Genomic DNA, 21,483 nt, shown 5'->3' with positions numbered 1-21,483 from the left:
GATATACGCGTTGCGCTGCTTCAGAAGCGATATTGCAGACCGGCTGTAACGGTATAGTTATTGTTAGAAATGCCGGCAGCATCTCCGCCTATAGAGGCTGATTCGCCACTGTTAGTATCAATAATTTGCGTACCGCCTTTGCCTTCTTCAAAACGGCTATAGGCGAATTCAGCAAAAACTTTGGCCTGCGGTGTGACGTAATATCCGGCATCAATTGATGCACCGTAATAGCGTGAACTTGACGTTTTCTCACGGAAAGTCAAGTCGCGCATATAGTGCTCGTCGTTATCATGAGCGCGGACCCAATCACTGAATTTAAACAGCGCGTTAAATTCAAAGTCATTAAAACGATACTGGCCAGCAAGGCCAATGTATGGCATAGAGAAACGCTGGCTATAACCAATACCACGTTCGCCTGCCGGGAAATTCCCGACATTTGTCCCGTTATCGTAATTGTAAGAACCACCGGTAGCGGTCCAGCTGAAACGCGTTTCCTGATAACCTGCCGTTACACCCGCTTTATAGTTCTCGCCCTGGAATATCCAGCCTTTAACATTGAGATCGTATTCATTGGCATAATTAACATGCGTAGCCGGATGGGATGAGTGGTCTGTCCATGCGGATTGCTTGTCATCCAACCAGTCATAATCATCCATATGACCGGACCCAGATGCCATAGATGTCCAGCCGCGGGCGTTCAGTGTCAGAAAAGAGTATGCATCCCAGGAAATATCGCCTTTCAGAATGGCGACATTCTTGAGTTTCCAGTCGAGTTGGCTGATTTTACGCCCAGTGACTTCGTCGTAAACCATCTCATGGGATTTCCCGCTCAGCATCCCACCCGAGGCTGAAACCGTTAAACTCTCCGGGGAAAAATTCGGCGTAAATTGCGCCGGTTCTGCATAAACTGCTCCTGAAAACACGGCCATCATCATCACTGCAACACTACTTTTTTTCATTTTTATATCCCTAAGGCAAATTTAATCAATGAGTTGCGAGTGAATAGTAAAAGTCATACAAATAACAATCAACTGCCAGTTTTGGTAATTTTTTGCAAACTTATGTCAAGAGCAAGGGACCGGCTGGATTCAATCTGCAAGCAGACGAAGTGCCGCACACCGACCGTTTTTTGCCGAAAGAGACGCTGCTGGCACTACTTCTTCTTGTTAAGCATAGACTTTAAATCGGCAAACGGATTATAGGTTGCTGCACCGACATCTTTTTGCGCATCTTCACCCGCCACCACGGTGGTGCCGTACTGATCCGCTTCCGTGTATTTCGAGTGTTCGTGGTCATGGCAATACAGACACAATAACTCCCAGTTGCTGCCATCTTCCGGGTTATTGGTATGGTCATGATCGATATGGTGAACCGTCAATTCACGCAGGTTTGAATAAACAAACTCCCGCGAACAGCGTCCACACACCCACGGGTAGATTTTTAGTGCTTTCTCACGGTAGCCGCTTTCCAGCCGCGCGTAGTTTTTTGGGATCAAAGCCATTGCCGATGCCGCCTGTTACAAAGAGATAGTTTGATAATATCCCATAATAGAACAGAAAGAGACGGGGGCATCATCGTTTTGCCACACGTGTGATGACGGAAGAGAGAACATGGGCTGACTCCGGCCTGAAGCCTCTGTTCGGGAGATTATTCGCTGCTGTAAATCGACTCTTTCCGGTCAATCCCCTTTATTACCGCCATGCTATTGCATTAAAAACGCCATTTATCGGGCTAAAGGACCTACGCCAAAAGCCTGATTTCTTTTCTTATTAATGCTGTTACTTTTAAAACTGTTATTTGCTTGATGAACCGGTTGGTTATACAGCGTAAATCGGCGTGTTCCGCTTATTTCCTCTTAATAAACCGATTTGCTGTGCAAATAAAAAATCACTAACACCCTTGATGTGTAAAACGTTCGTATTACAACCCTAATGACAGAAACGCATTCTGTTGCGGGCGTGTCATTGCCATGAGGAGATAAAAATATGTCATCTGTTTATTATCGTGGAGATAAACGCGAGCTTGCCGAAATCCAGAAAACGGGATTCCAGCCACAAATAGTGTCGTGCAGAGGGCGAACGCCAGGCCAGGCGATTGCCTATATTCAGAAGATTATTAAAGACAATAATTATAAGAGCCTTTCGGATATTGGCGCTTATATCATCAGTAATGCAAAAGGCGATTCCGTCTCCGCCTCGTGTATTCTCGATGGCGCCTCCTATGGTACTTATAAATATCAAATCACCGTTCCGGCTAATGCTCTGTATTTTGAATTTAAAACCGATGGCAGTGTGGGCGCGCAACTGGAAAATCAGGGAAGCATGTCCGGGCGCAAACCGTACTATATTTTAACGGATGTTAACCCGGATTTAAGTCAATACGTTATTGTCGGAACAAGAACGGTCACGCAGGAAGCCACATTTTTTACGGATATACCCAGCGACTGGATCTCGTTAATAACAGAATAGATTTTCCACCGATTTATAATTGATACGTACAATGCTTTTTCAGGATTAAAAACCTGAACGTTATCTTCTATTGTTGCATTGCCGCTGGCTGCCTCGACAGCGGCATGCTTTGTTTTTCGAGGGAAGGCCGAATTCCGGCGCTTTTATGAATGTGTCGGCGCAACCTGGATTGCGGGTGGCGTCGGCGGAACCAATATGATCCCCGGCCATGGCTGACCGGGGCAGGGGGATTAATGTGCGCGACCCTGTTCGATACCAATACCGGTCTGCGAGCGAATAAACTGCGCGCGGAACTGCTCGCGCTCCAGCTTGCCCGCTTCGGTGTTGTCGGTAGCGGAGAAGATCCAGATACCGATAAACGCCACGGCAATCGAGAACAGCGCCGGATACTCATACGGGAAGACCGCGGTGGCGTGGCCGAGGATCTGTACCCAAATGGTCGGGCCGAGGATCATCAAAATCACCGCCGTCAGCAGGCCAAGCCAGCCGCCGATCATCGCACCGCGCGTGGTCAGTTTCGACCAGTACATCGAGAGCAGAATAATCGGGAAGTTGCAGCTTGCGGCAATGGAGAAGGCCAGGCCGACCATAAAGGCGATGTTCTGCTTCTCAAACAGAATGCCCAACAAAATGGCGACCACGCCGAGCACCAGCACGGTGATTTTGGATACCTTCAGCTCCTGGCGCTCGGTCGCGCCTTTACGGAACACGTTGGCGTAGAGATCGTGCGAGACCGCCGACGCGCCCGCCAGCGTCAGCCCGGCGACCACGGCCAGAATGGTGGCGAATGCCACGGCGGAGATAAAGCCGAGGAACAGGTTGCCACCAACCGCATCGGCAAGGTGAACCGCTGCCATATTGTTGCCGCCAATCAACGCGCCCGCTGCATCTTTAAACGCCGGATTCGCGCCGACCAGCATGATCGCGCCAAAGCCGATGATAAAGGTCAGAATATAGAAGTAACCCATAAAACCGGTGGCGTAGAACACACTTTTACGGGCTTCACGCGCATCGCTGACGGTGAAGAAACGCATCAGGATATGCGGCAAACCGGCGGTGCCGAACATCAGGCCCAGGCCTAACGACAGGGCGGAGATCGGATCTTTCACCAGCCCGCCAGGGCTCATGATTGCCGCGCCTTTCGGGTGTACCGCCATCGCTTCGGTGAACAGGTTATTGAAGCTGAAACCAACGTGTTTCATCACCATAAAGGCCATGAAACTTGCGCCAAACAGCAGCAATACCGCTTTGATAATTTGTACCCAGGTGGTAGCGAGCATGCCGCCGAACAGCACATACAGCACCATCAGCACGCCAACCAGTACCACGGCGACGTGATAATTCAGGCCGAACAGCAGCTCGATCAGCTTCCCGGCCCCCACCATCTGCGCAATCAGATACAGCGCAACCACCACCAGCGAACCGCAGGCGGAAAGGGTGCGAATCGGCCCCTGTTTCAGGCGGTACGAAGCCACGTCGGCGAAGGTATAGCGGCCAAGGTTGCGCAGCCGTTCGGCGATCAAAAACAGGATAATCGGCCAACCGACAAGGAAGCCCAGCGAGTAAATCAGCCCGTCGTAGCCGGAGGTGTATACCAGCGCGGAAATCCCAAGAAAGGAGGCCGCCGACATAAAGTCACCGGCGATCGCCAGCCCGTTCTGAAAACCGGTAATATTGCCGCCTGCGGTGTAGTAATCATTACGCGAACGCACGCGTTTCGACGCCCAGTAAGTGATGTACAGGGTGAGCGCCACGAAAATCACAAACATGATAATCGCCTGCCAGTTGGTTGGCTGGCGTTGTACCTCGCCGGTAATGGCATCGGCGGCGTGCGCCGTGAAAGGAAGTGTGGCGGCCAGCGCCGTCAGGACTCGTTTCATGATGCTTTTACCTCGCTCAACACGGCTTTGGTCAGACGATCAAACTCACCGTTTGCCCGCCAGACGTAGACGCCGGTCAGCACAAACGAAATGACAATCACGCCAATCCCAATCGGGATGCCGCGCGTCACGCTGGTGCCTTCGTGAAGCGGCGTACCGAGCCAGTGCGGCGCAAAAGCGATCAGCAGAATAAAGCCGACGTAGATAATCAGCATGATGATGGAAAGGAAAAAGGCAAACCGTTGCCGTCTTGCAACTAACTCCCTGAAATGCGCACTGTTTTCTATCTGTTGATAAATATTATTCATCACAGAATTCTCCAGAGGTCTCCCCGTTGTCTTTCGCGCCGCCGGTTCGTTGGCCGCACGTGCCCACCCCGGTGACACAGTTAGCTGTGCTCCCGGGGATGTGCGCGTTTGCCGCCTTCCTGCAACACGAAATCCATTGAGGACTGTAGGGTGAGGTGATTGTTTCCTCTCCTTATAAGGAGAGCGTTATGGTTTTGTTTGTCAGCCGGATAATGACCGGGGCCTTATCCGGCAGGGTGCTACGATTATTAAGACGGCATGGTAATGGCCTGCTTCTCTTCGAGCAGTTTTTCCACGACGCCAGGATCGGCGAGCGTCGAAGTATCGCCGAAGTTACTGGTATCGCCCGCCGCGATTTTGCGCAGGATACGGCGCATGATTTTGCCGGAGCGTGTTTTCGGCAGCGAATCTGTCCAGTGCAGTACATCCGGCGTTGCCAGCGGGCCAATCTCTTTACGTACCCAGTTACGCACTTCGGTGTAGAGTTCCGGCGACGGTTCTTCACCGTGATTCAGCGTGACATAGGCATAAATCGCCTGGCCTTTGATGTTGTGCGGAATACCCACTACGGCGGCTTCGGCGATTTTCGGATGTGAAACCAGCGCCGATTCAATCTCGGCGGTGCCCAGACGGTGACCGGAAACGTTCAGCACATCGTCCACGCGGCCGGTGATCCAGTAGTAACCCTCTTCGTCACGACGCGCGCCGTCGCCGCTGAAGTAGCAGTTTTTGAAGGTGGAGAAGTAGGTCTGTTCAAAGCGCTCGTGATCGCCAAACAGCGTACGCGCTTGGCCAGGCCAGGAGTCGGTGATCACCAGGTTACCTTCGGTCGCGCCCTCAAGCGCATTCCCTTCGTTATCCACCAGCGCCGGTTGTACGCCAAAGAACGGATGGGTTGCCGAACCGGCTTTCAGGCGCGTTGCGCCGGGCAGCGGGGTGATCATAAAACCGCCGGTTTCCGTCTGCCACCAGGTGTCCATCACCGGGCATTTACCGTTGCCGATCTTCGACCAGTACCACTCCCACGCTTCCGGGTTAATGGGCTCGCCCACGGAACCGAGAATGCGCAGCGAAGAGCGGTCAGTGCCCGCGATGGCTTTGTCGCCTTCGGCCATCAGCGCGCGGATCGCCGTCGGTGCGGTATAGAGAATATTGACCTGGTGTTTATCCACCACCTGGCTCATTCGCGCCGGGGTTGGCCAGTTCGGTACGCCTTCAAACATCAGTGTGATAGCGCCGCAGGCCAGCGGCCCGTAGAGCAAATAGCTGTGGCCGGTTACCCAGCCGACATCGGCCGTACACCAGTAAACGTCGCCCGGATGATAATCAAAGACATATTTAAAGGTCGTTGCGGCATAAACCAGATAACCGCCGGTGGTGTGCAGCACGCCTTTCGGTTTGCCGGTCGAGCCAGAGGTATAGAGGATAAAGAGCGGATCTTCCGCGCCAACTTCCACCGGCTGGTGCTGGTCGCTGGCTTTTTCGGTCAGCTCGTTCCACCACAGATCGCGGCCAGCGTTCCAGTCGATTTTGCCGCCGGTACGTTTCAGAACCACAACGTGTTCAACGCTGTTAACGTTCGGGTTTTTCAGCGCATCATCGACATTTTTCTTCAGCGGAATGTTACGACCGGCGCGCACGCCTTCGTCGGCGGTGATCACCAGCCGGGAGCTGGAATCGATAATGCGTCCGGCGACGGCTTCCGGCGAGAAGCCGCCGAAAATCACCGAATGCACCGCGCCGATACGGGCGCAGGCGAGCATGGCGACTGCCGCTTCTGGCACCATCGGCATGTAAATCGCGACAACATCGCCTTTCTTAATCCCGAGATCGACCAGCACATTGGCAAACTGGCATACGCTGCGATGCAGCTCACGGTAGGTGATTTTTTTACTCTGGCTGGCGTCATCGCCCTCCCAGATAATGGCCGTCTGGTCGCCACGTTCGGCGAGATGGCGATCGAGGCAGTTGGCGGCCAGGTTTAATGTGCCGTCTTCATACCATTTAATTGAAATATTGCCGGGTGCGAAGGAGGTGTTTTTCACCGTTTTATACGGTGTAATCCAGTCAAGGATCTTTCCCTGCTCGCCCCAGAATGTGTCAGGGTCGGTGATGGATTGCTGATATTTGGCTTCATACTGCTCCGGATTGATCAGGCAACGTTCCGCAATATTGGCGGGAATATCGTGTTTATGTATTTGGCTCATGGCAATTGCTCTCCTTGTAAGATGTTAATAATATGTCACAAGAACGTTAATTGTAGGGCCTTTACAAGCTTTGTTTACTATTTGAGCGATAGATCACGCATTGATGATATTCAGGAAAAATCAGCAAAATAAATGTGCTGGTGGAATGCAGAAATGAAAAATAGCGGCAGGGAGAAGAAAAATGACTCATAACAGCAGGTTATGGAATGTGACGGTTTGATTACGCTTAATAGGGTTGCAGAATAACGCGCTGTGGCAACCTGCTGAAAATACACTGCGGAACCAATAGCGTTGTAATTATTTTTATCAGGTACTATTCACTGCGTTAATGACAAATAGCAGACGAAATTTCCGGTATGAAGCGACCTCTGAGACATTTCTAATGATTAAAAAATGCGCAAATGAACAAATTTTGCGGAATAATTTCCTGACGGAAATATTAGAATTCAGCGGGTTGAAAATTTTTGCATAACAAATACTTATTGTTAATAACTGAAATAAAAGACGGTTTTTAGATAAAAAATCAGTCAAACCCCCTCCCGGTATAGGGTTGCGCGTTACACCCTGCAAATGATACTGATAATGCGCGTTAAAAACCCCCGCAATACCGTGCGACGTTAATCATACCCTTTCAGTATGTGTCGTTCCCGAGCATGGAATGGCGCTTCATTGAGGAAGTCTGTAGTGATGAAAAACATGAAAATCAGCCTGGCCTGGCAGATTCTGCTAGCCCTTGTGCTGGGTATTCTTCTGGGTAGTTACCTGCATTATCACAGCGACAGCCGCGAATGGCTGATTGCAAATCTCCTGTCTCCGGCGGGCGATATCTTTATTCACCTGATCAAAATGATCGTGGTGCCGATTGTTATCTCGACGCTGATTGTCGGGATTGCTGGCGTGGGCGACGCGAAACAGCTTGGCCGTATTGGCGCGAAAACCATCATCTATTTCGAAGTGATCACTACGGTTGCGATCGTGCTCGGTATTACGCTGGCGAATGTGTTCCAGCCAGGGGCGGGGATCGATATGTCGCAACTGGCGACGGTGGATATTTCGAAATACCAAAGCACCACTGCCGATGTGCAAAGCCACGCCCACGGCCTGATGGGGACGATTCTGTCGCTGGTGCCGACCAATATCATCGCCTCGATGGCGAAGGGCGATATGCTGCCGATCATCTTCTTCTCGGTGCTGTTTGGCCTGGGGCTGTCATCGCTGCCGGCATCGCACCGCGAGCCGCTGGTGACCGTGTTCCGTTCTATTTCCGAAACCATGTTTAAAGTCACCCATATGGTGATGCGCTATGCGCCGGTCGGCGTGTTCGCGCTGATCTCGGTAACGGTGGCGAACTTCGGTTTTGCCTCGCTGTGGCCGCTGGCGAAGCTGGTGATTCTGGTTTACTTCGCGATCCTGTTCTTCGCGCTGGTGGTGCTGGGCATTGTGGCGCGCATCTGCGGGCTGAGCATCTGGATCCTCATCCGCATCCTGAAAGATGAGCTGATTCTGGCCTATTCAACCGCCAGTTCAGAGAGCGTGCTGCCGCGTATTATTGAAAAAATGGAAGCCTACGGTGCGCCTGCCTCCATTACCAGCTTCGTGGTGCCGACCGGTTACTCCTTTAACCTCGACGGTTCAACGCTGTACCAGAGTATTGCCGCCATCTTTATTGCGCAGTTGTACGGTATCGATCTGTCGCTGTGGCAGGAGATTATCCTCGTGCTGACGCTGATGGTGACCTCGAAAGGCATCGCGGGCGTTCCGGGCGTCTCTTTCGTGGTATTGCTGGCGACGCTGGGCAGCGTCGGTATTCCGCTGGAAGGGCTGGCCTTTATCGCCGGTGTTGACCGTATTCTCGATATGGCGCGTACCGCGCTGAACGTGGTGGGGAATGCGCTGGCGGTGCTGGTCATTGCCAAGTGGGAACACAAATTCGACCGCAAAAAAGCGCTGGCCTACGAGCGCGAAATGCTGGGCAAATTTGATAAAACCGCCGGTCAGTAAACTGCTCAATCCCTCCTTCACGGAGGGATTTTTTTATCCCTTTACCGTGCGGCTTTTGCCCATCATCGCCAGAAAACCCGCCACCACCGGCACCAGCGATCCCCACAGTACCGCATTCCAGCCGAAGGCATTGAGCAGCGCGCCGGAGGAGAACGAGCCGACAATCATCACGCCAAAGACAATAAAGTCATTCAGCGACTGGACGCGGGTTTTCTCTTCCGGGCGGTGAAACTCAATGATCTTTGCCGAAGCGCCGGTAAAACCAAAGTTCCAGCCGATGCCAAGCAAGATCAGCGACAGCCAGTAATGCAGGATATCAGTGCCGAGCAGACCGGCGAGCACTGAGAGGGCGGTGAGTAATAATCCCGCAGCGCCAATGCGGCTGGCGCCAAAGCGCTGAATCAATTTGCCGGTAAAAAAGCCCGGCCCGTACATCGCAATCACATGCCACTGAATGCCCAGATTCGCCGCCTGCTGAGAAAGACCGTGCTGATGCATCGACAGCGGCGCGGCGGTCATCAGGAAGTTCATCACCATATAGGCCACCGCGCCGCCAAACACGGTGCGACGAAAGCCCGGCAGACGGGCGATTTCGTGAAGCGGGCGACCGCCGTACTGCGCGTGAGCGGTAACGGCAGGGGATTTCACGCCGAGCAGTACCGTTGCGGCCATCGCCGCGACCGCTGCTTGTGCAAGAAAGGTGACGGCAAAAGTATGTTCCGGCCAGGCGTTCATGGTGCCGGTGACCAGCATCGGGCCAAGTACGCCCGCTACGACGCCGCCGCCCATCACCAGCGACAATGCCCGCGCCCGTCGTTCGCTGCCTACGCCATCGGTGGCGGCAAAGCGAAACGAGAGCGCAACGGCCGCGTACGCGCCGCCGAAAAAAGCCGCCAGGCAGAACAGGGAAAAGGAGCCGATCACGACCGCCAGCGAGGCCAGTAGCCCGGTCAACACGCCCGCGCCCGTGCCGGTCATAAAGGCCGCCCGTCTGCCCCGTCGGCGAGCCAGCGCACCAAACGGCAGAATGCAGGCCGCCATCCCCAAAACAAAAACCGTGACGGGCAGCGTTGCCAGCGTGCTGCTGGGCGCGAGGGTATTACCAACTATCGCGCCGGTGGCGTAAAAGACGACCGAGTTAGCGCCAGCCAGCGCCTGTGCTGTCGCGAGACGCGCAATGTTATGGTTCTGCTGGCTGACCGGTAATTCTGCTTCTGTGGAGTTCAACAACGACGCTCTCGTTATCAGGAGATGATGTTGATGACATTACACTACCGGGCGGTTTGTCACACCTGTCAGACGTTACGTCTCGCCATGACACGTGTGAGCCGCCTTAAACGCGGCGGCATCAGGATGCATTTACGGAGGGTTTATTGCTGATGGCATCAGGCGCGATATTCATATGTTTCAGTACCGGGCCGATGATTTTGCCGAAAATCGGCGCCGCGACCGAGCCACCAAAGTGATCGCCCACTGTCGGATGGTTAACCATCACCACCAGCGCCACTTCCGGGTGGCTGGCGGGGGCAACGCCTGCGGTGTAGTTGACGTAGCCGCCATCGTACTTCCCATCGGTACCCATTTTTTCCGCCGTACCGGTTTTGGTGGCGAGCTGATAGCCCGGTACTGCCGCACGTAAACCTGATCCGCCGGGTAAAACATCGCTTTCCATCATATACACGACGGTTTTCGCGGTGGCCGGATTAGCGACTCTGACGCCCATCACCGGCGGCGTGACTTTAGTGATGGAAAGAGGGCGATAGATACCGAACGAGCCCAGCGTTGCATATTCCCGTGCGATCTGCAGTGGCGTTACGCGTAGGCCGTAGCCAAAAGAGAACGTTGCGCGTTCAATATCGGCCCAGCGCTGGCGGTGTAAGGGAAAGTAACCCACACTCTCGCCCGTTAAGCCTAGCCCGGTAGGTTTGCCGAGGCCAAACGCCTGGTAGGTATTCACCAGCGCCTGAGCAGGCATGGCAAGCGCAATGTGGGACGCGCCCGTATCGCTCGATTTCTGCAAAATGCCGGTTATCGTCAGACGCGGCCAGTGCCCGACATCCCGTATCAAATGTCCGTTTACGACGTAAGGCGAGGTATCAAGAACCGAGTTCGGTTGAATTAAATGGCGCTCCAGCCCTTCGAGAACCACCAGCGGTTTCACGGTTGAACCCGGTTCATAGCTATCGTTAATGGCCGTGTTGCGCATTTGCATCGGGGTGGCGCTTTCGTAATTGTTGGGATTAAACGAAGGGTAAGACGCCATTCCCAGAATCTCGCCGGTGTCGATTTTCACCAGCACAGCCGCACCTGAATCTGCTTTGTTGAGCAGTACGCCATCACGTAATGCGCTGTAAAGCGTGTATTGATCGAACTTGTCGATGCTGAGCTGAACGGTTGGCGGTTGCTGCGGCGGTTCGTAATTGACCACGGAAATCAGGTGGCCGTCACCGTCCTGGCGGTACTCTTCCTGGCCCGGTTTGCCTTCAAGAATGGTGTTATAACTTTTTTCCAGCCCATTCAGCCCCGTGTTATCGGCGCCCACGATGCCCAAAAGCGGCGCGGCAGCTTCCCCCATCGGATAAAAACGGCTGTCGTCATATTCGGTCGTGATCCCTTTCAGATGCAGCGCGGCAATATCTTTGGCGATACCCAGTTCGATTTTTCGGCCCAGGTAGAGGAAGTGCTTCGTGGGATTCGCCGTAAGCTGCGCCCGCAGGGCTTGCGGGCTGACATTGAGTGCCGCGGCGAGGTAAGCCCACTTCGGGCTGGTAAAATCAGGATTCGCTTCGAGAATGCGTTTCGGATCGGCAATGATGTCGCGCGAGGGAACACTCAAGGCTAACGCCTGGCCGTCACGATCCACCAGCGTTCCGCGGTTGGTCGGTAGCGTAATGGTGCGTAATGAACGCTGATCGGCTTCATGCTCCAGCATCGGGTGATTGAGCAGTTGCAGGTCGGCAACGCGTGCCAGCAGGAGTGCTAAAAACACCAGAATCACAAGAGAAAGCAGGTGATACCTGTTCAGGTTAAATGAGGAACTGGGGTGATCTTCTCTGCGGTGTTTTTTTACAGGGGGCATGGGGTTTCGCGGCAATCGTCAATAAGCATATTCTCCTGTTAGTTATAGGTAAACATGGCAACAGATGACAGAAGAACTGTGTTTCAGTTCGTTAATAACGATGATTTTTCAGGAAGTTGGTTGCGGCGCTGCCCATTCGTGGCGTGACTAACGGAAGATAAATAAAAAAGCGGAGTGAAGATCACTCCGCTTTGGCTTCAACAAACGCGGCTATCAGCCCATCGCGCTTTCGCGCAACCGGGATTTCAGCTTGTTATATTCGTCGATCACATACTGCTCGGCGGCGCGCTGATCGGCGATCGGCTCGATGCGCACGGCGCAGTATTTGTACTCCGGCGTTTTGGTTATCGGGCTTAGGTTCTCCGTCACCAGCTCGTTACAGGCGCCAATCCACCACTGGTAGGTCATATACACCGCACCTTTGTTCGGGCGTTCGCTGACCTGCGCGCGGGTGATGATTTTGCCTTTACGTGAGTTAACCCACACCAGCGCTTCATCCTCAATGCCCAGCCTTGCGGCGTCGGCAGCGTTGATTTGCGCATAGCCTGGTTCATCCGCCAGCGCGGCCAGCGCCGCACAGTTGCCGGTCATTGAACGGCAAGAGTAGTGGCCCACTTCACGCACGGTGGAGAGCACCATCGGATACTCGTCGGTGAGTTTATCCATCGGCGCGACCCAGTCGCAGGTGAAGAATTTCGCCAGCCCGTTCGGCGTGTCGAACTTCTCTTTAAAGAGATAAGAGGTGCCCTGATCGGCCTCCGACGTATCGCGACACGGCCACTGGATGTAGCCCAGCTCACCCATTTTTTCGTAGGTGGCGCCGTAGAAATCGGGGCATAAATGACGCAATTCGTCCCAGATCTCCTGCGTGTTGTTGTAATGCATCGGATAACCCATACGGGTGGCGATTTCACTGATGATTTGCCAGTCCGTTTTCAGATCCCACTTCGGTTCAACCGCTTTAAAGAAGCGCTGGAAACCGCGATCCGCTGCGGTATAAACACCTTCGTGCTCGCCCCAGGAGGTGGAAGGCAGGATGACATCCGCCGCGGCGGCGGTTTTGGTCATGAAAATATCCTGCACAATCACCAGTTCAAGCCCTTCAAATGCCTTACGAACTGCCGACAGTTCGGCATCCGTTTGCAGCGGATCTTCACCCATAATGTACGCGGCGCGCACTTCGCCATGCTCAACGCGATGCGGCAGTTCGCTGATGCGATAACCGGTATGCGCTGGCAGGCTTTCCACGCCCCACGCTTTGGCGAATTTCTCGCGGTGCGCCTCTTCTTTCACATACTGATAGCCGGGGTAGGTATCCGGCAGCGCGCCCATATCGCACGCGCCCTGCACGTTGTTCTGACCGCGTACCGGGTTGACCCCAACATGCGGTTTACCCAGGTTGCCGGTCAGCATGGCAAGGCTGGTGAGCGAACGTACCGTTTCCACGCCCTGATAGAACTGGGTCACGCCCATGCCCCACAGAATGGCTGCGGTTTTCGCCCCGGCGTACATACGGGCGGCCTGGCGGATCTCCTGCGCACTGACGCCGGTGATCTCCTCGACCGATTCCGGAGTGTAGCCTTCGACAATCTTCCGGTACTCTTCAAACCCTTCCGTCCGGTTGGCGACAAACGCCTGGTCGTAGAGGTTCTCTTCAATGATCACATGGCCCATGGCGTTAAGCAGGGCGATGTTGGATCCGTTTTTCAGTGCGACGTGCATGTCGGCAATGCGCGCGGTTTCAATTTTGCGCGGATCGCAGACGATGATTTTCGCCCCATTCTGTTTCGCCCGAATCACATGATTGGCGACGATAGGGTGAGAATCCGCCGGGTTGTAACCAAAGATAAACACTAAATCCGTGTTATCGATTTCATTAATGGCATTACTCATCGCGCCATTGCCGACCGATTGGTGCAGACCTGCAACCGAAGGGCCGTGTCAGACACGAGCGCAGCAGTCGACGTTATTGGTACCAATAACGGCGCGCGCGAATTTTTGCATTATGTAGTTGGTTTCATTACCCGTACCGCGGGAAGAACCGGTGGTCTGAATGGCATCCGGGCCGTACTTCTCTTTAATGGCGCGCAAACGGCTGGCGACATAATCGAGCGCTTCATCCCAGGAGACCGACTCCAGTTTGCCGCCGCGCTGGCGACGGATCATCGGGCTTTTGAGCCGGGGCGTCAGGATCTGGGTATCGTTGATAAAATCCCAGCCGTAATAACCTTTCAGGCAGAGAGTGCCCTGATTGGTTTTGCCCTGTGCGGCTTCCGCCCGAACGATTTTGCCGTTATCGACCACCAGATGGATTTTGCATCCCGAGGCGCAATACGGGCAAACCGTGACGACTTTTTTCATCACTTTCGCTCCAGTTAACAGTGTCGCCCCCACTATGCATCTTCTATGCCATAACAACATTGGGGGTATTTACCGATATTACGCGGTAAATTTGGTCAAAATACTGACGAAAAACAGGCCATCGTCAAAAGTGACGTGACGAAGAGCGAGGGGGATGTGACCACGGTTAAAAATTCGGCATTTAGTCGCTGCATTTATAAATGACCGCCAACAGAATGAATCAGACTTACCCAAACGAGCCTGGCGGAAGCGGACAATGAAACCTGCAATTCTGGTGGTGGATGACGATAGCGCGGTGTGCGAACTGTTAAAAGAGGTGCTGAGCGAGCACGTCTTTACGGTTTACGTCTGCCATAACGGGCAGGATGCGCTGACGCTCAGCGCGCAGCATGCGGATATCGCGCTGGTGCTGCTTGATATGATGCTGCCGGATATCAACGGCTTGCGGGTGCTGCAGCAGTTGCAAAAACAGCGCCCGTCGCTGCCGGTGGTGATGCTCACCGGGCTTGGCAGCGAGTCGGATGTGGTGGTCGGCCTGGAGATGGGCGCGGACGACTATATTGGCAAACCGTTTAACGCCCGCGTGCTGGTGGCGCGCGTCAACGCGGTACTGCGGCGCAGCGGCGTGCTGGCGGCAGAAATCTCAATGGAAAAGCAGCCCGGTTTTACCTTTAACGGCTGGCATCTCGATCCTGAACGCTGCGAGCTGTTTAACCCGCAGCGTCAGGTGGTTGGCCTGACGCAAGGCGAGTACAGCTTGTTGCTGGCGCTGGTGCAAAATGCGCGGCGGGTGCTGAACCGCGAACAGTTGCTGACCTTAACGCACAGCGAAAGCGTGGAAGTGTTTGATCGCACCATTGATGTGTTAATCATGCGCTTACGCCGCAAAATCGAAGCCAATCCCCACCAACCGGCGCTGATCAAAACCTTGCGCGGCCTCGGCTATGTCTTTGCCGCCGACGTTGCGCACAGCGATAAAGCGGCGTAGCCGTCATCCGGTAAAATGCCAGGTAATCAACAGGTTATCTGGCGCTGGCCGTATCGTCTCTTGTTCCTGCAAACTCCTACAGTGAATCGTCAATCTCCTGCTGCAACGCTTCCAGCGTTTTCGCGCCGTCGATTGCATTGGCGCACAGCAGGCTGGCGCGCGCGCAGGCATGCGCCAGTTGAATGCTCTTTTGCAGCGGCCACTCTTCGTGGCAGCCGTATAAAAAACCAGCACAAAAAGCATCGCCTGCGCCGACACTGCCGATAATCTCCGACTGGCTTAACATGCGCGATGGGATCCACGCCCCGGCCCGATCTGCCGCTTCGCCCCATGCGCCTTCCGGGCAGTGGATCACCACCCGCTGGCGTACCCCGGCGGCCAGCAGTTGCGCGGCGGCGGCAGCGATATGCTCAATATGCGGTTCATCGGTTTCGGTGCGCATCGGCAGCCCGCTAAATTCCCCGGCTTCCAGCTCGTTAATCACCAGAAAATCAAGATGCTTCAGACACGGCAGCACCAGCGGCTGGTAACGCGGATCGCCCTTGCGCGACACCAAATCCAGCGAGGTGAGAAAACCCTGCTCGCGCATTTGTGCCAGCAGCCGTGCGCTGCGTGTTCCGTACTCTTCATCCGGCAAATCAAGGCTATCAAGTAATAAGAGGTAGCCGAGATGGAAAATCTTCATGCTGCCGTCCAACTGCTCAAATGCCGGTAAATCCAGCAGACGGTTCGCGCCGGGCGAGTGGAAAAAGGTGCGCTGCCCGGAGGGATCGGTCATCACCTGCGACATTGAGGTAGGCGCAGAAGGCGTGCGCTGCACCGCCTGGCGATTGACGTGGTACTGATCGAGCATCGCCATAATGTAATCGCCGTCGCTGTCTTCGCCCACTAATCCCACCGCCTGCAACGGCATGCCCACGTGCAGCTTTGCCAGCGTCAGCAGCACATTCAGCGGCGCGCCGCCCGTTGAGCGCTCGCTCTGGGTGATTTCCGCCAGCCAGCCGCGCTCCGGCCACTGCACGATCTGGTGAACATGATCGACCAGCATATTGCCGGCGGCGATAACGCCGTTGCGCGCCATCAGAGTTGCCCCGCGCTGCCGAAAATGCGCATCTGTGTGGCGACAGTATCGGTGATGGCTTCTTCGACGCTCAGCAGTAACTGGGCGAACTCATCGTACAGCGGCTGGCGATCCGCCATGCGCTGCTCAATGGCGCCGAGCGCAGCCTGTGACATGCCGGTGTAGAAATTGATTTTATGGATACCCAGCGAAATGGCGCGGCGGAAATCCGCATCGCTGATGCCGGAACCGCCATGCAGCACCAGCGGCAGCCCGGTCTGCTGGCGAATGGCGTCCAGGCGCTCAAAATCCAGCTTCGGTTCGCCTTTGTATTTGCCGTGCGCATTGCCGATAGCCACCGCCAGCGTGTCGATGCCGGTACGGTCGACAAAATCCCGCGCCCGCGCCGGGTCGGTAAAACAGGCTTCGTCGGCATGGCCATACAGCGCGCCGCCTTCATCGCCGCCAACCGCGCCCAGCTCCGCTTCCACCGAAACGCCGACTGCATGGCACATCTTCACCACTTCCCGCGTCTGGCGAATATTTTCTTCATACTCCAGCACGGAACCGTCAAACATCACCGAGCTGAAACCGAGGCGCAGCGCGCGCACGACCGATTCAAAATGCAGCCCGTGATCGAGGTTCAGCACCACCGGAATGTCGTGACGCGCGGCTTCGAACTTCACCGCTTCGACCAGCGACTCCAGTGAGACATATTTAAAATGGACTTCGGCGATGTTGATGATAAAGGGCGAGCGCTCCTGCTTTGCGGCGGCAAACAGCGCGCGTAAAAAGTGCGAGTCGAGCACGTTAAACGCGCCCAGCGCATAGTGGTGTTCACGGGCGTGCGCCAGTCCTTCGGCAAGTGTAATCAAAGGCATAGCATCCTCCTTTAGCTGAGAAACAGACGATATTCGTTACACAGCGCCAGCAGTGCCGGTTCGTCTTCCTCAATAGCGTTAAAGCGATCGACGGGATGCAGGAAGTGGTTGTCGTGATCATCGTCATTCACCGACGACACTTCGCCAACCAGCACATCGCCAAAGCCCGGTTCGCCCCAGAAGCTGTGATACAGCCCCGGCGTCAGGCAAATACTTTCCCCTGGTGAGAGGCGCAACTGGCTGCCTGCCGCATGAGTCTGGATACAGCCATCAATGACCACGGTAACGTCGGAGGCAACCGTCTCTTCATGCGTACCGGCGTTCCACAGTTCAATAATCAGATTACCGCCGCCGCGATTAATGATGTCCTCGCGCTTGCGCCAGTGAAAATGCATCGGCGTAAGCTGGCCATCGCGCACGTGCATGATCTTTTCCGCATAACATTTTTCATATGGCGTGCCGTTGGGCGAGCCGTTACGCAGAGTGAACAGCGTCAATCCCTGGGCATAGAAATTGTCGCCGCCAAACGCGGTGACATCCCATCCCAGTTTCAGATCGAACACTTCACGCCACGCCGCGCGATCGAGCTGTTGCCATTTGGTTGGCGGAAAGCTGGCGAAAGGCGGCAAATGGACATCGTGCATTGAGAAAAACTGCCGCGTGTGGCCGAGAATTTCATTAATGGCGGAGCGTTTCATTTCACCTCCAGAGAAGATCCCCCGCCGAATAAAGCGGGGGAAAATGCTATTTCACCGTCCAGCCTTTGTAGCTGCCGACGTTCTGTTTATCGATCATCGTCACCGGGATCAGCACTGGCGCTTTTGGCGCAGGTTTGCCTTGCAGGATGTCGTAGCCAATCTCCACCGCGCGGGCGGCCATCACTTGCGGATCCTGCGCCGGAGTGGCGACAAACAGCGAGTTTTTACGTTTCAGCGCCTCTTCGCCATCGGGGCTGCCATCGACGCCTACAATAAAGAACTCGTGACGCTGTGCCTGTTTGGCGGCCAGATCGGCACCGATCGCTGTCGGATCGTTAATCGCAAAGACACCGTCGATTTTCGGGTTGGCGGCGAGCAGCGAGGTCATCACTTCCAGCCCACCTTCGCGGCTGCCTTTCGCGTTCTGGTTATCAGAAAGCACTTTGATATCCGGGTGGCGCTTAAACTCGGTCTGGCAGCCTTCGACACGGTTTTGCACCGCAGAGACCGGCGGCCCGTTGATGATCACCACATTGCCTTTACCTTTCAGACGGTCGGTAATGTACTTACAGGCCATTTCTCCTGCCTGGGTGTTATCGGAGGTGATGGTGGCGTCAGCGCCTTCTGCTGCCACGTCAACCGCCACCACCACAATCCCGGCCTCTTTTGCCCGTTTCACCGCCGGGCCGATGCCTTTGGAATCCGCGGCGTTGAGGATGATCATGTCCACTTTGGCGGCAATAAAGTTATCGATCTGCGCGACCTGCTGGCCCAGATCGTAACCGCTGGAGACCAGCGTCACTTTGACGTTATCGCCCGCCAGTTTGCGCGCTTCCAGCTCCGCGCCTTTTGTGATCTGCACGAAGAAGGGGTTCGCCAGATCGCCCACCGTAACGCCAATGGACTTCAGATCTTTGGCCTGCGCAAACGGCGCGCTGGTCAGCAGAGCAGCGGCGCAGAGCGCCGTGACAAGAGGTTTAAGACGCATGCTGTAATCCTCACTTATGTTGCTGTTTTGTAGGGTATTGTTATGCTGCCTGATGATGCCGGGTACGGTATTTGTCGATCAGCACCGCTATGATGATCACCGCCCCTTTGATCACCAATTGCCAGAAGTAGGAGACGCCCATCAGCGTCATGCCGTTGTTAAGGGTGGCGATAATCAGCGCACCAACCAGCGTGCCGGTAATGGTGCCGATTCCGCCGACAAAACTGGTGCCGCCAAGGATCACCGCGGCGATGGCGTCCAGCTCATAGCCGGTGCCGAGGTTGCCGTTGGCGCTGTACAGCCGCGAGGCGCTCATCACCCCGCCAAGGCCGGAGAGCAAGCCGCTCATGCCGTAGACGAACAGCAGCACCAGCCACACTTTGATACCGGTCAGGCGCGCCGCCTGCATATTGCCGCCCACCGCGTAGATATGAACGCCCAGCGTCGTGCGGCGCAGAATAAACCAGCACAGCACAATCACCGCCAGCGCAATCACCACCAGCCACGGCACCGGGCCAAGATAGTTATTGCCGACCCACTCAAAACTGATATCGGAGTTAATCACCGTGGTGCCATCCGCCAGCAGATACGCCACGCCGCGCAGCGCGGTATAGGTGCCGAGTGTGACAATAAACGGCGGCAAACCGGCAAACGCCACCAGCGCGCCATTAAACAGGCCGAGCACCAGGCCGAGCATCAGCGCCGCCGGGACGGAGAGCATGGCCAGTTCGGGCATTAGCGAAACCACCATCGCCGCGACCGCCGTGGTGCCGAGAATCGAACCCACAGAGAGATCGATACCGCCGGTCAGAATGATGAAGGTCATGCCCGCCGCCAGCACGATGTTGATTGACGCCTGGCGGGTGATATTCAGCAGGTTGCTTTCGGTAAAAAAGTTTGGCGCGATAAAGCCAAAAACCGCGACGATCAGGATGAGAATCGGCAAAATGCCGACAGTTTGCATCAGATCGCCCATCAACATCTTTTTGGCGGAAGGGCTTTTCGCTGCGTTCTCTTTGGCATCAGTCATGGTGTACCGCCTGGTGGTGGGATTCGTTAACGCCGGTGGCCAGCGTCATAATGTTTTCCTGAGTAATCTCATGCTGTTGCAACTCGCCGACAATGTTGCCTTCGCGCATTACATACACGCGATCGCTCATGCCGACCACTTCCGGCAGCTCGCTGGAGATCATCAGGATCGCCACGCCCTGGCGCGCCATCTGGTTCATGATCCGGTAGATCTCGCTTTTGGCACCGACATCCACGCCGCGTGTTGGCTCATCAAGGATCAGAATGCGCGGGCCGATCGCCACCCAGCGAGAGATCAAGAGCTTTTGCTGATTACCGCCGGATAAGCCGCCCGCCCGCACCTGCGCGTGCGGCACGCGAATATTCAATAATTTGATGGCGTCATCGGAGATTGACTGTGCTTTTTTGCGGTCGAGCATGCCCCAGGCCGCGTCGCGCTCCAGCGTTGCCATGGTGATGTTTTCCTGTGCCGCCAGTTCGAGAAACAGGCCTTGCTCTTTGCGGTTTTCGGTCAGAAAACCGATGCCCAAATCGATGGCGGCGCGCGGCGAGTGGATCACCACCGGTTCGCCGTCCACTTCGATCATGCCGCCAGTGGCTTTGCGGACACCGAAGATCAGCTGCGCCAGTTCGGAGCGCCCGGCACCAACCAGCCCGGCAAGGCCGACGATCTCCCCGGCACGCACCTGCAAGCTGACTGGCTGGATTTTCTCGCCGTCCGTCAGGTGATGAACGCTCAGACGCGGGTTGCCGAGCGGGATATCGCGCTCTTTGTTAAACAGGTCGCTCAATGGCCGCCCGACCATCATGCGCACCAGTTCAGAGGCATTGAGTTTGTCGCGCGTCAGGCTGCCGACATACTGGCCGTCGCGCAGGACGCTGACGCGATCGGAGAGTTCATACACTTCCGCCATGCGGTGGCTGATATAGATAATCGCCATCCCTTCATCGCGCAGGCGCAGGATCAATTCGAACAGACGATGTGTTTCGCGTGAGGAGAGGGCAGCGGTGGGTTCATCCATCACCAGAATGCGGCTGTTGCGGTGTAAAGCGCGGGCGATCTCCACCTGTTGCTGCTCGGCGATCGTCAGCTTCATCACCCGATCGGTGGCGGTGAAATTCGCGCCAAGGCGATCAATCACCGCCTGCGCCTGGGTCACCATCTCTTTGCGCTGCACCAGCCCGCCGCGCGCGATTTCGCTGCCAAGAAAGATGTTTTCCGCCACGGTCAGGTTCGGCGCTAACTGCATCTCCTGGTAAATCAGCGTGATACCGGCGGCGAGCGCATCTTTGGGGCTTTTGATGGCGTAAGGCTGGCCGTCAATCAGGATCTCGCCGCTGGTGGCGCTATACGCCCCGGCGAGGATCTTCATCAGCGTGCTTTTTCCCGCGCCGTTTTCCCCCATCAGCGCATGGATCTCGCCGGGCCAGACCGTCAGATCGACCCCTTTGAGGGCGTAAAATTTGCCAAAAGCTTTGGCAATGTTGCGCATCTCCAGTACGGGCGTGTTGCTCATCAGCGGGCTTCCTTGGAG

At 55.3% G+C, this 21,483-nt stretch carries 17 protein-coding genes; 3 read left to right on the top strand and 14 right to left on the bottom strand.

Features of this window, described 5'->3' with window-relative positions:
- Positions 1–20: 20 nt before the first annotated feature.
- Positions 21–959, bottom strand: a complete 939-nt coding sequence (locus tag AWR26_RS23740) for an omptin family outer membrane protease (protein ID WP_064568770.1) — start codon at positions 957–959, stop codon at positions 21–23.
- A gap of 194 nt (positions 960–1,153) precedes the next feature.
- Entirely contained in the window at positions 1,154–1,501 is a 348-nt protein-coding gene (yajD, locus tag AWR26_RS23735; RefSeq protein ID WP_043955614.1) for an HNH nuclease YajD, read from the bottom strand.
- A 484-nt stretch (positions 1,502–1,985) separates the two neighbouring features.
- On the opposite strand from yajD, the gene AWR26_RS23730 reads away from it, so the two are divergent.
- Positions 1,986–2,468 (top strand): hypothetical protein, encoded by a 483-nt coding sequence (locus AWR26_RS23730; protein WP_064568769.1) that lies wholly within the window; start codon positions 1,986–1,988, stop codon positions 2,466–2,468.
- 230 nt (positions 2,469–2,698) lie between these two features.
- Here the strand turns inward: AWR26_RS23730 and actP are convergent, their stop codons facing one another.
- From actP to acs, 3 genes are all read right to left on the bottom strand, one after another.
- A complete protein-coding gene (gene actP, locus AWR26_RS23725; RefSeq protein ID WP_035886906.1) occupies positions 2,699–4,348 on the bottom strand; it encodes a cation/acetate symporter ActP in 1,650 nt (549 codons plus the stop codon).
- The gene (locus AWR26_RS23720) at positions 4,345–4,656 is read right to left on the bottom strand and encodes a DUF485 domain-containing protein (protein WP_043955607.1); all 312 of its coding nucleotides are present in this window, start codon (positions 4,654–4,656) and stop codon (positions 4,345–4,347) included. The genes actP and AWR26_RS23720 overlap by 4 nt, the downstream gene beginning before the upstream one ends.
- Before the next feature lie 248 nt (positions 4,657–4,904).
- The gene (acs, locus tag AWR26_RS23715) at positions 4,905–6,863 is read right to left on the bottom strand and encodes an acetate--CoA ligase (protein ID WP_064568768.1); all 1,959 of its coding nucleotides are present in this window, start codon (positions 6,861–6,863) and stop codon (positions 4,905–4,907) included.
- Positions 6,864–7,550: 687 nt separating this feature from the next.
- Between acs and gltP the strand changes: the two genes are divergently transcribed.
- The gene (gltP, locus tag AWR26_RS23710) at positions 7,551–8,864 is read left to right on the top strand and encodes a glutamate/aspartate:proton symporter GltP (protein ID WP_007372496.1); all 1,314 of its coding nucleotides are present in this window, start codon (positions 7,551–7,553) and stop codon (positions 8,862–8,864) included.
- 33 nt (positions 8,865–8,897) lie between these two features.
- On the opposite strand, the gene AWR26_RS23705 is transcribed toward gltP, so the two are convergent.
- From AWR26_RS23705 to fdhF, 3 genes are all read right to left on the bottom strand, one after another.
- Positions 8,898–10,094, bottom strand: a complete 1,197-nt coding sequence (locus tag AWR26_RS23705; RefSeq protein ID WP_064568767.1) for an MFS transporter — start codon at positions 10,092–10,094, stop codon at positions 8,898–8,900.
- A gap of 118 nt (positions 10,095–10,212) precedes the next feature.
- Entirely contained in the window at positions 10,213–11,943 is a 1,731-nt protein-coding gene (locus AWR26_RS23700; protein ID WP_064568766.1) for a penicillin-binding transpeptidase domain-containing protein, read from the bottom strand.
- A gap of 213 nt (positions 11,944–12,156) precedes the next feature.
- On the bottom strand, positions 12,157–14,304 hold the full coding sequence (gene fdhF / locus AWR26_RS23695) for a formate dehydrogenase subunit alpha (protein WP_082934132.1): 2,148 nt from the start codon (positions 14,302–14,304) through the stop codon (positions 12,157–12,159).
- A 256-nt stretch (positions 14,305–14,560) separates the two neighbouring features.
- Between fdhF and AWR26_RS23690 the strand changes: the two genes are divergently transcribed.
- Positions 14,561–15,292, top strand: coding sequence for a response regulator (locus AWR26_RS23690; protein WP_064568764.1), 732 nt, complete (start codon positions 14,561–14,563; stop codon positions 15,290–15,292).
- Positions 15,293–15,368: 76 nt separating this feature from the next.
- Here the strand turns inward: AWR26_RS23690 and AWR26_RS23685 are convergent, their stop codons facing one another.
- The 6 genes from AWR26_RS23685 to AWR26_RS23660 are packed head-to-tail and all read right to left on the bottom strand — an operon-like array spanning position 15,369 to position 21,465.
- On the bottom strand, positions 15,369–16,373 hold the full coding sequence (locus tag AWR26_RS23685; RefSeq protein ID WP_064568763.1) for a carbohydrate kinase family protein: 1,005 nt from the start codon (positions 16,371–16,373) through the stop codon (positions 15,369–15,371).
- Positions 16,373–17,233, bottom strand: coding sequence for a ketose 1,6-bisphosphate aldolase (locus tag AWR26_RS23680; RefSeq protein WP_064568762.1), 861 nt, complete (start codon positions 17,231–17,233; stop codon positions 16,373–16,375). Before AWR26_RS23680 ends, AWR26_RS23685 begins: the two co-directional genes overlap by 1 nt.
- Positions 17,234–17,244: 11 nt before the next feature.
- Positions 17,245–17,931 (bottom strand): D-lyxose/D-mannose isomerase, encoded by a 687-nt coding sequence (locus AWR26_RS23675; protein WP_064568761.1) that lies wholly within the window; start codon positions 17,929–17,931, stop codon positions 17,245–17,247.
- A gap of 46 nt (positions 17,932–17,977) precedes the next feature.
- On the bottom strand, positions 17,978–18,919 hold the full coding sequence (locus AWR26_RS23670) for an ABC transporter substrate-binding protein (protein ID WP_043955595.1): 942 nt from the start codon (positions 18,917–18,919) through the stop codon (positions 17,978–17,980).
- 40 nt (positions 18,920–18,959) lie between these two features.
- Positions 18,960–19,949: an ABC transporter permease subunit gene (locus AWR26_RS23665; protein WP_064568760.1), complete on the bottom strand. Its 990-nt coding sequence runs from the start codon at positions 19,947–19,949 to the stop codon at positions 18,960–18,962.
- Positions 19,942–21,465, bottom strand: a complete 1,524-nt coding sequence (locus AWR26_RS23660) for a sugar ABC transporter ATP-binding protein (protein ID WP_064568759.1) — start codon at positions 21,463–21,465, stop codon at positions 19,942–19,944. Before AWR26_RS23660 ends, AWR26_RS23665 begins: the two co-directional genes overlap by 8 nt.
- Positions 21,466–21,483 lie beyond the last annotated feature (18 nt).

The organism is Kosakonia oryzae, from assembly GCF_001658025.2.
In the GTDB taxonomy this organism is placed as follows: domain Bacteria; phylum Pseudomonadota; class Gammaproteobacteria; order Enterobacterales; family Enterobacteriaceae; genus Kosakonia; species Kosakonia oryzae.
Note: the sequence above shows the minus strand (reverse complement) of the source record. Positions and strands in the feature narration are given on the sequence as shown.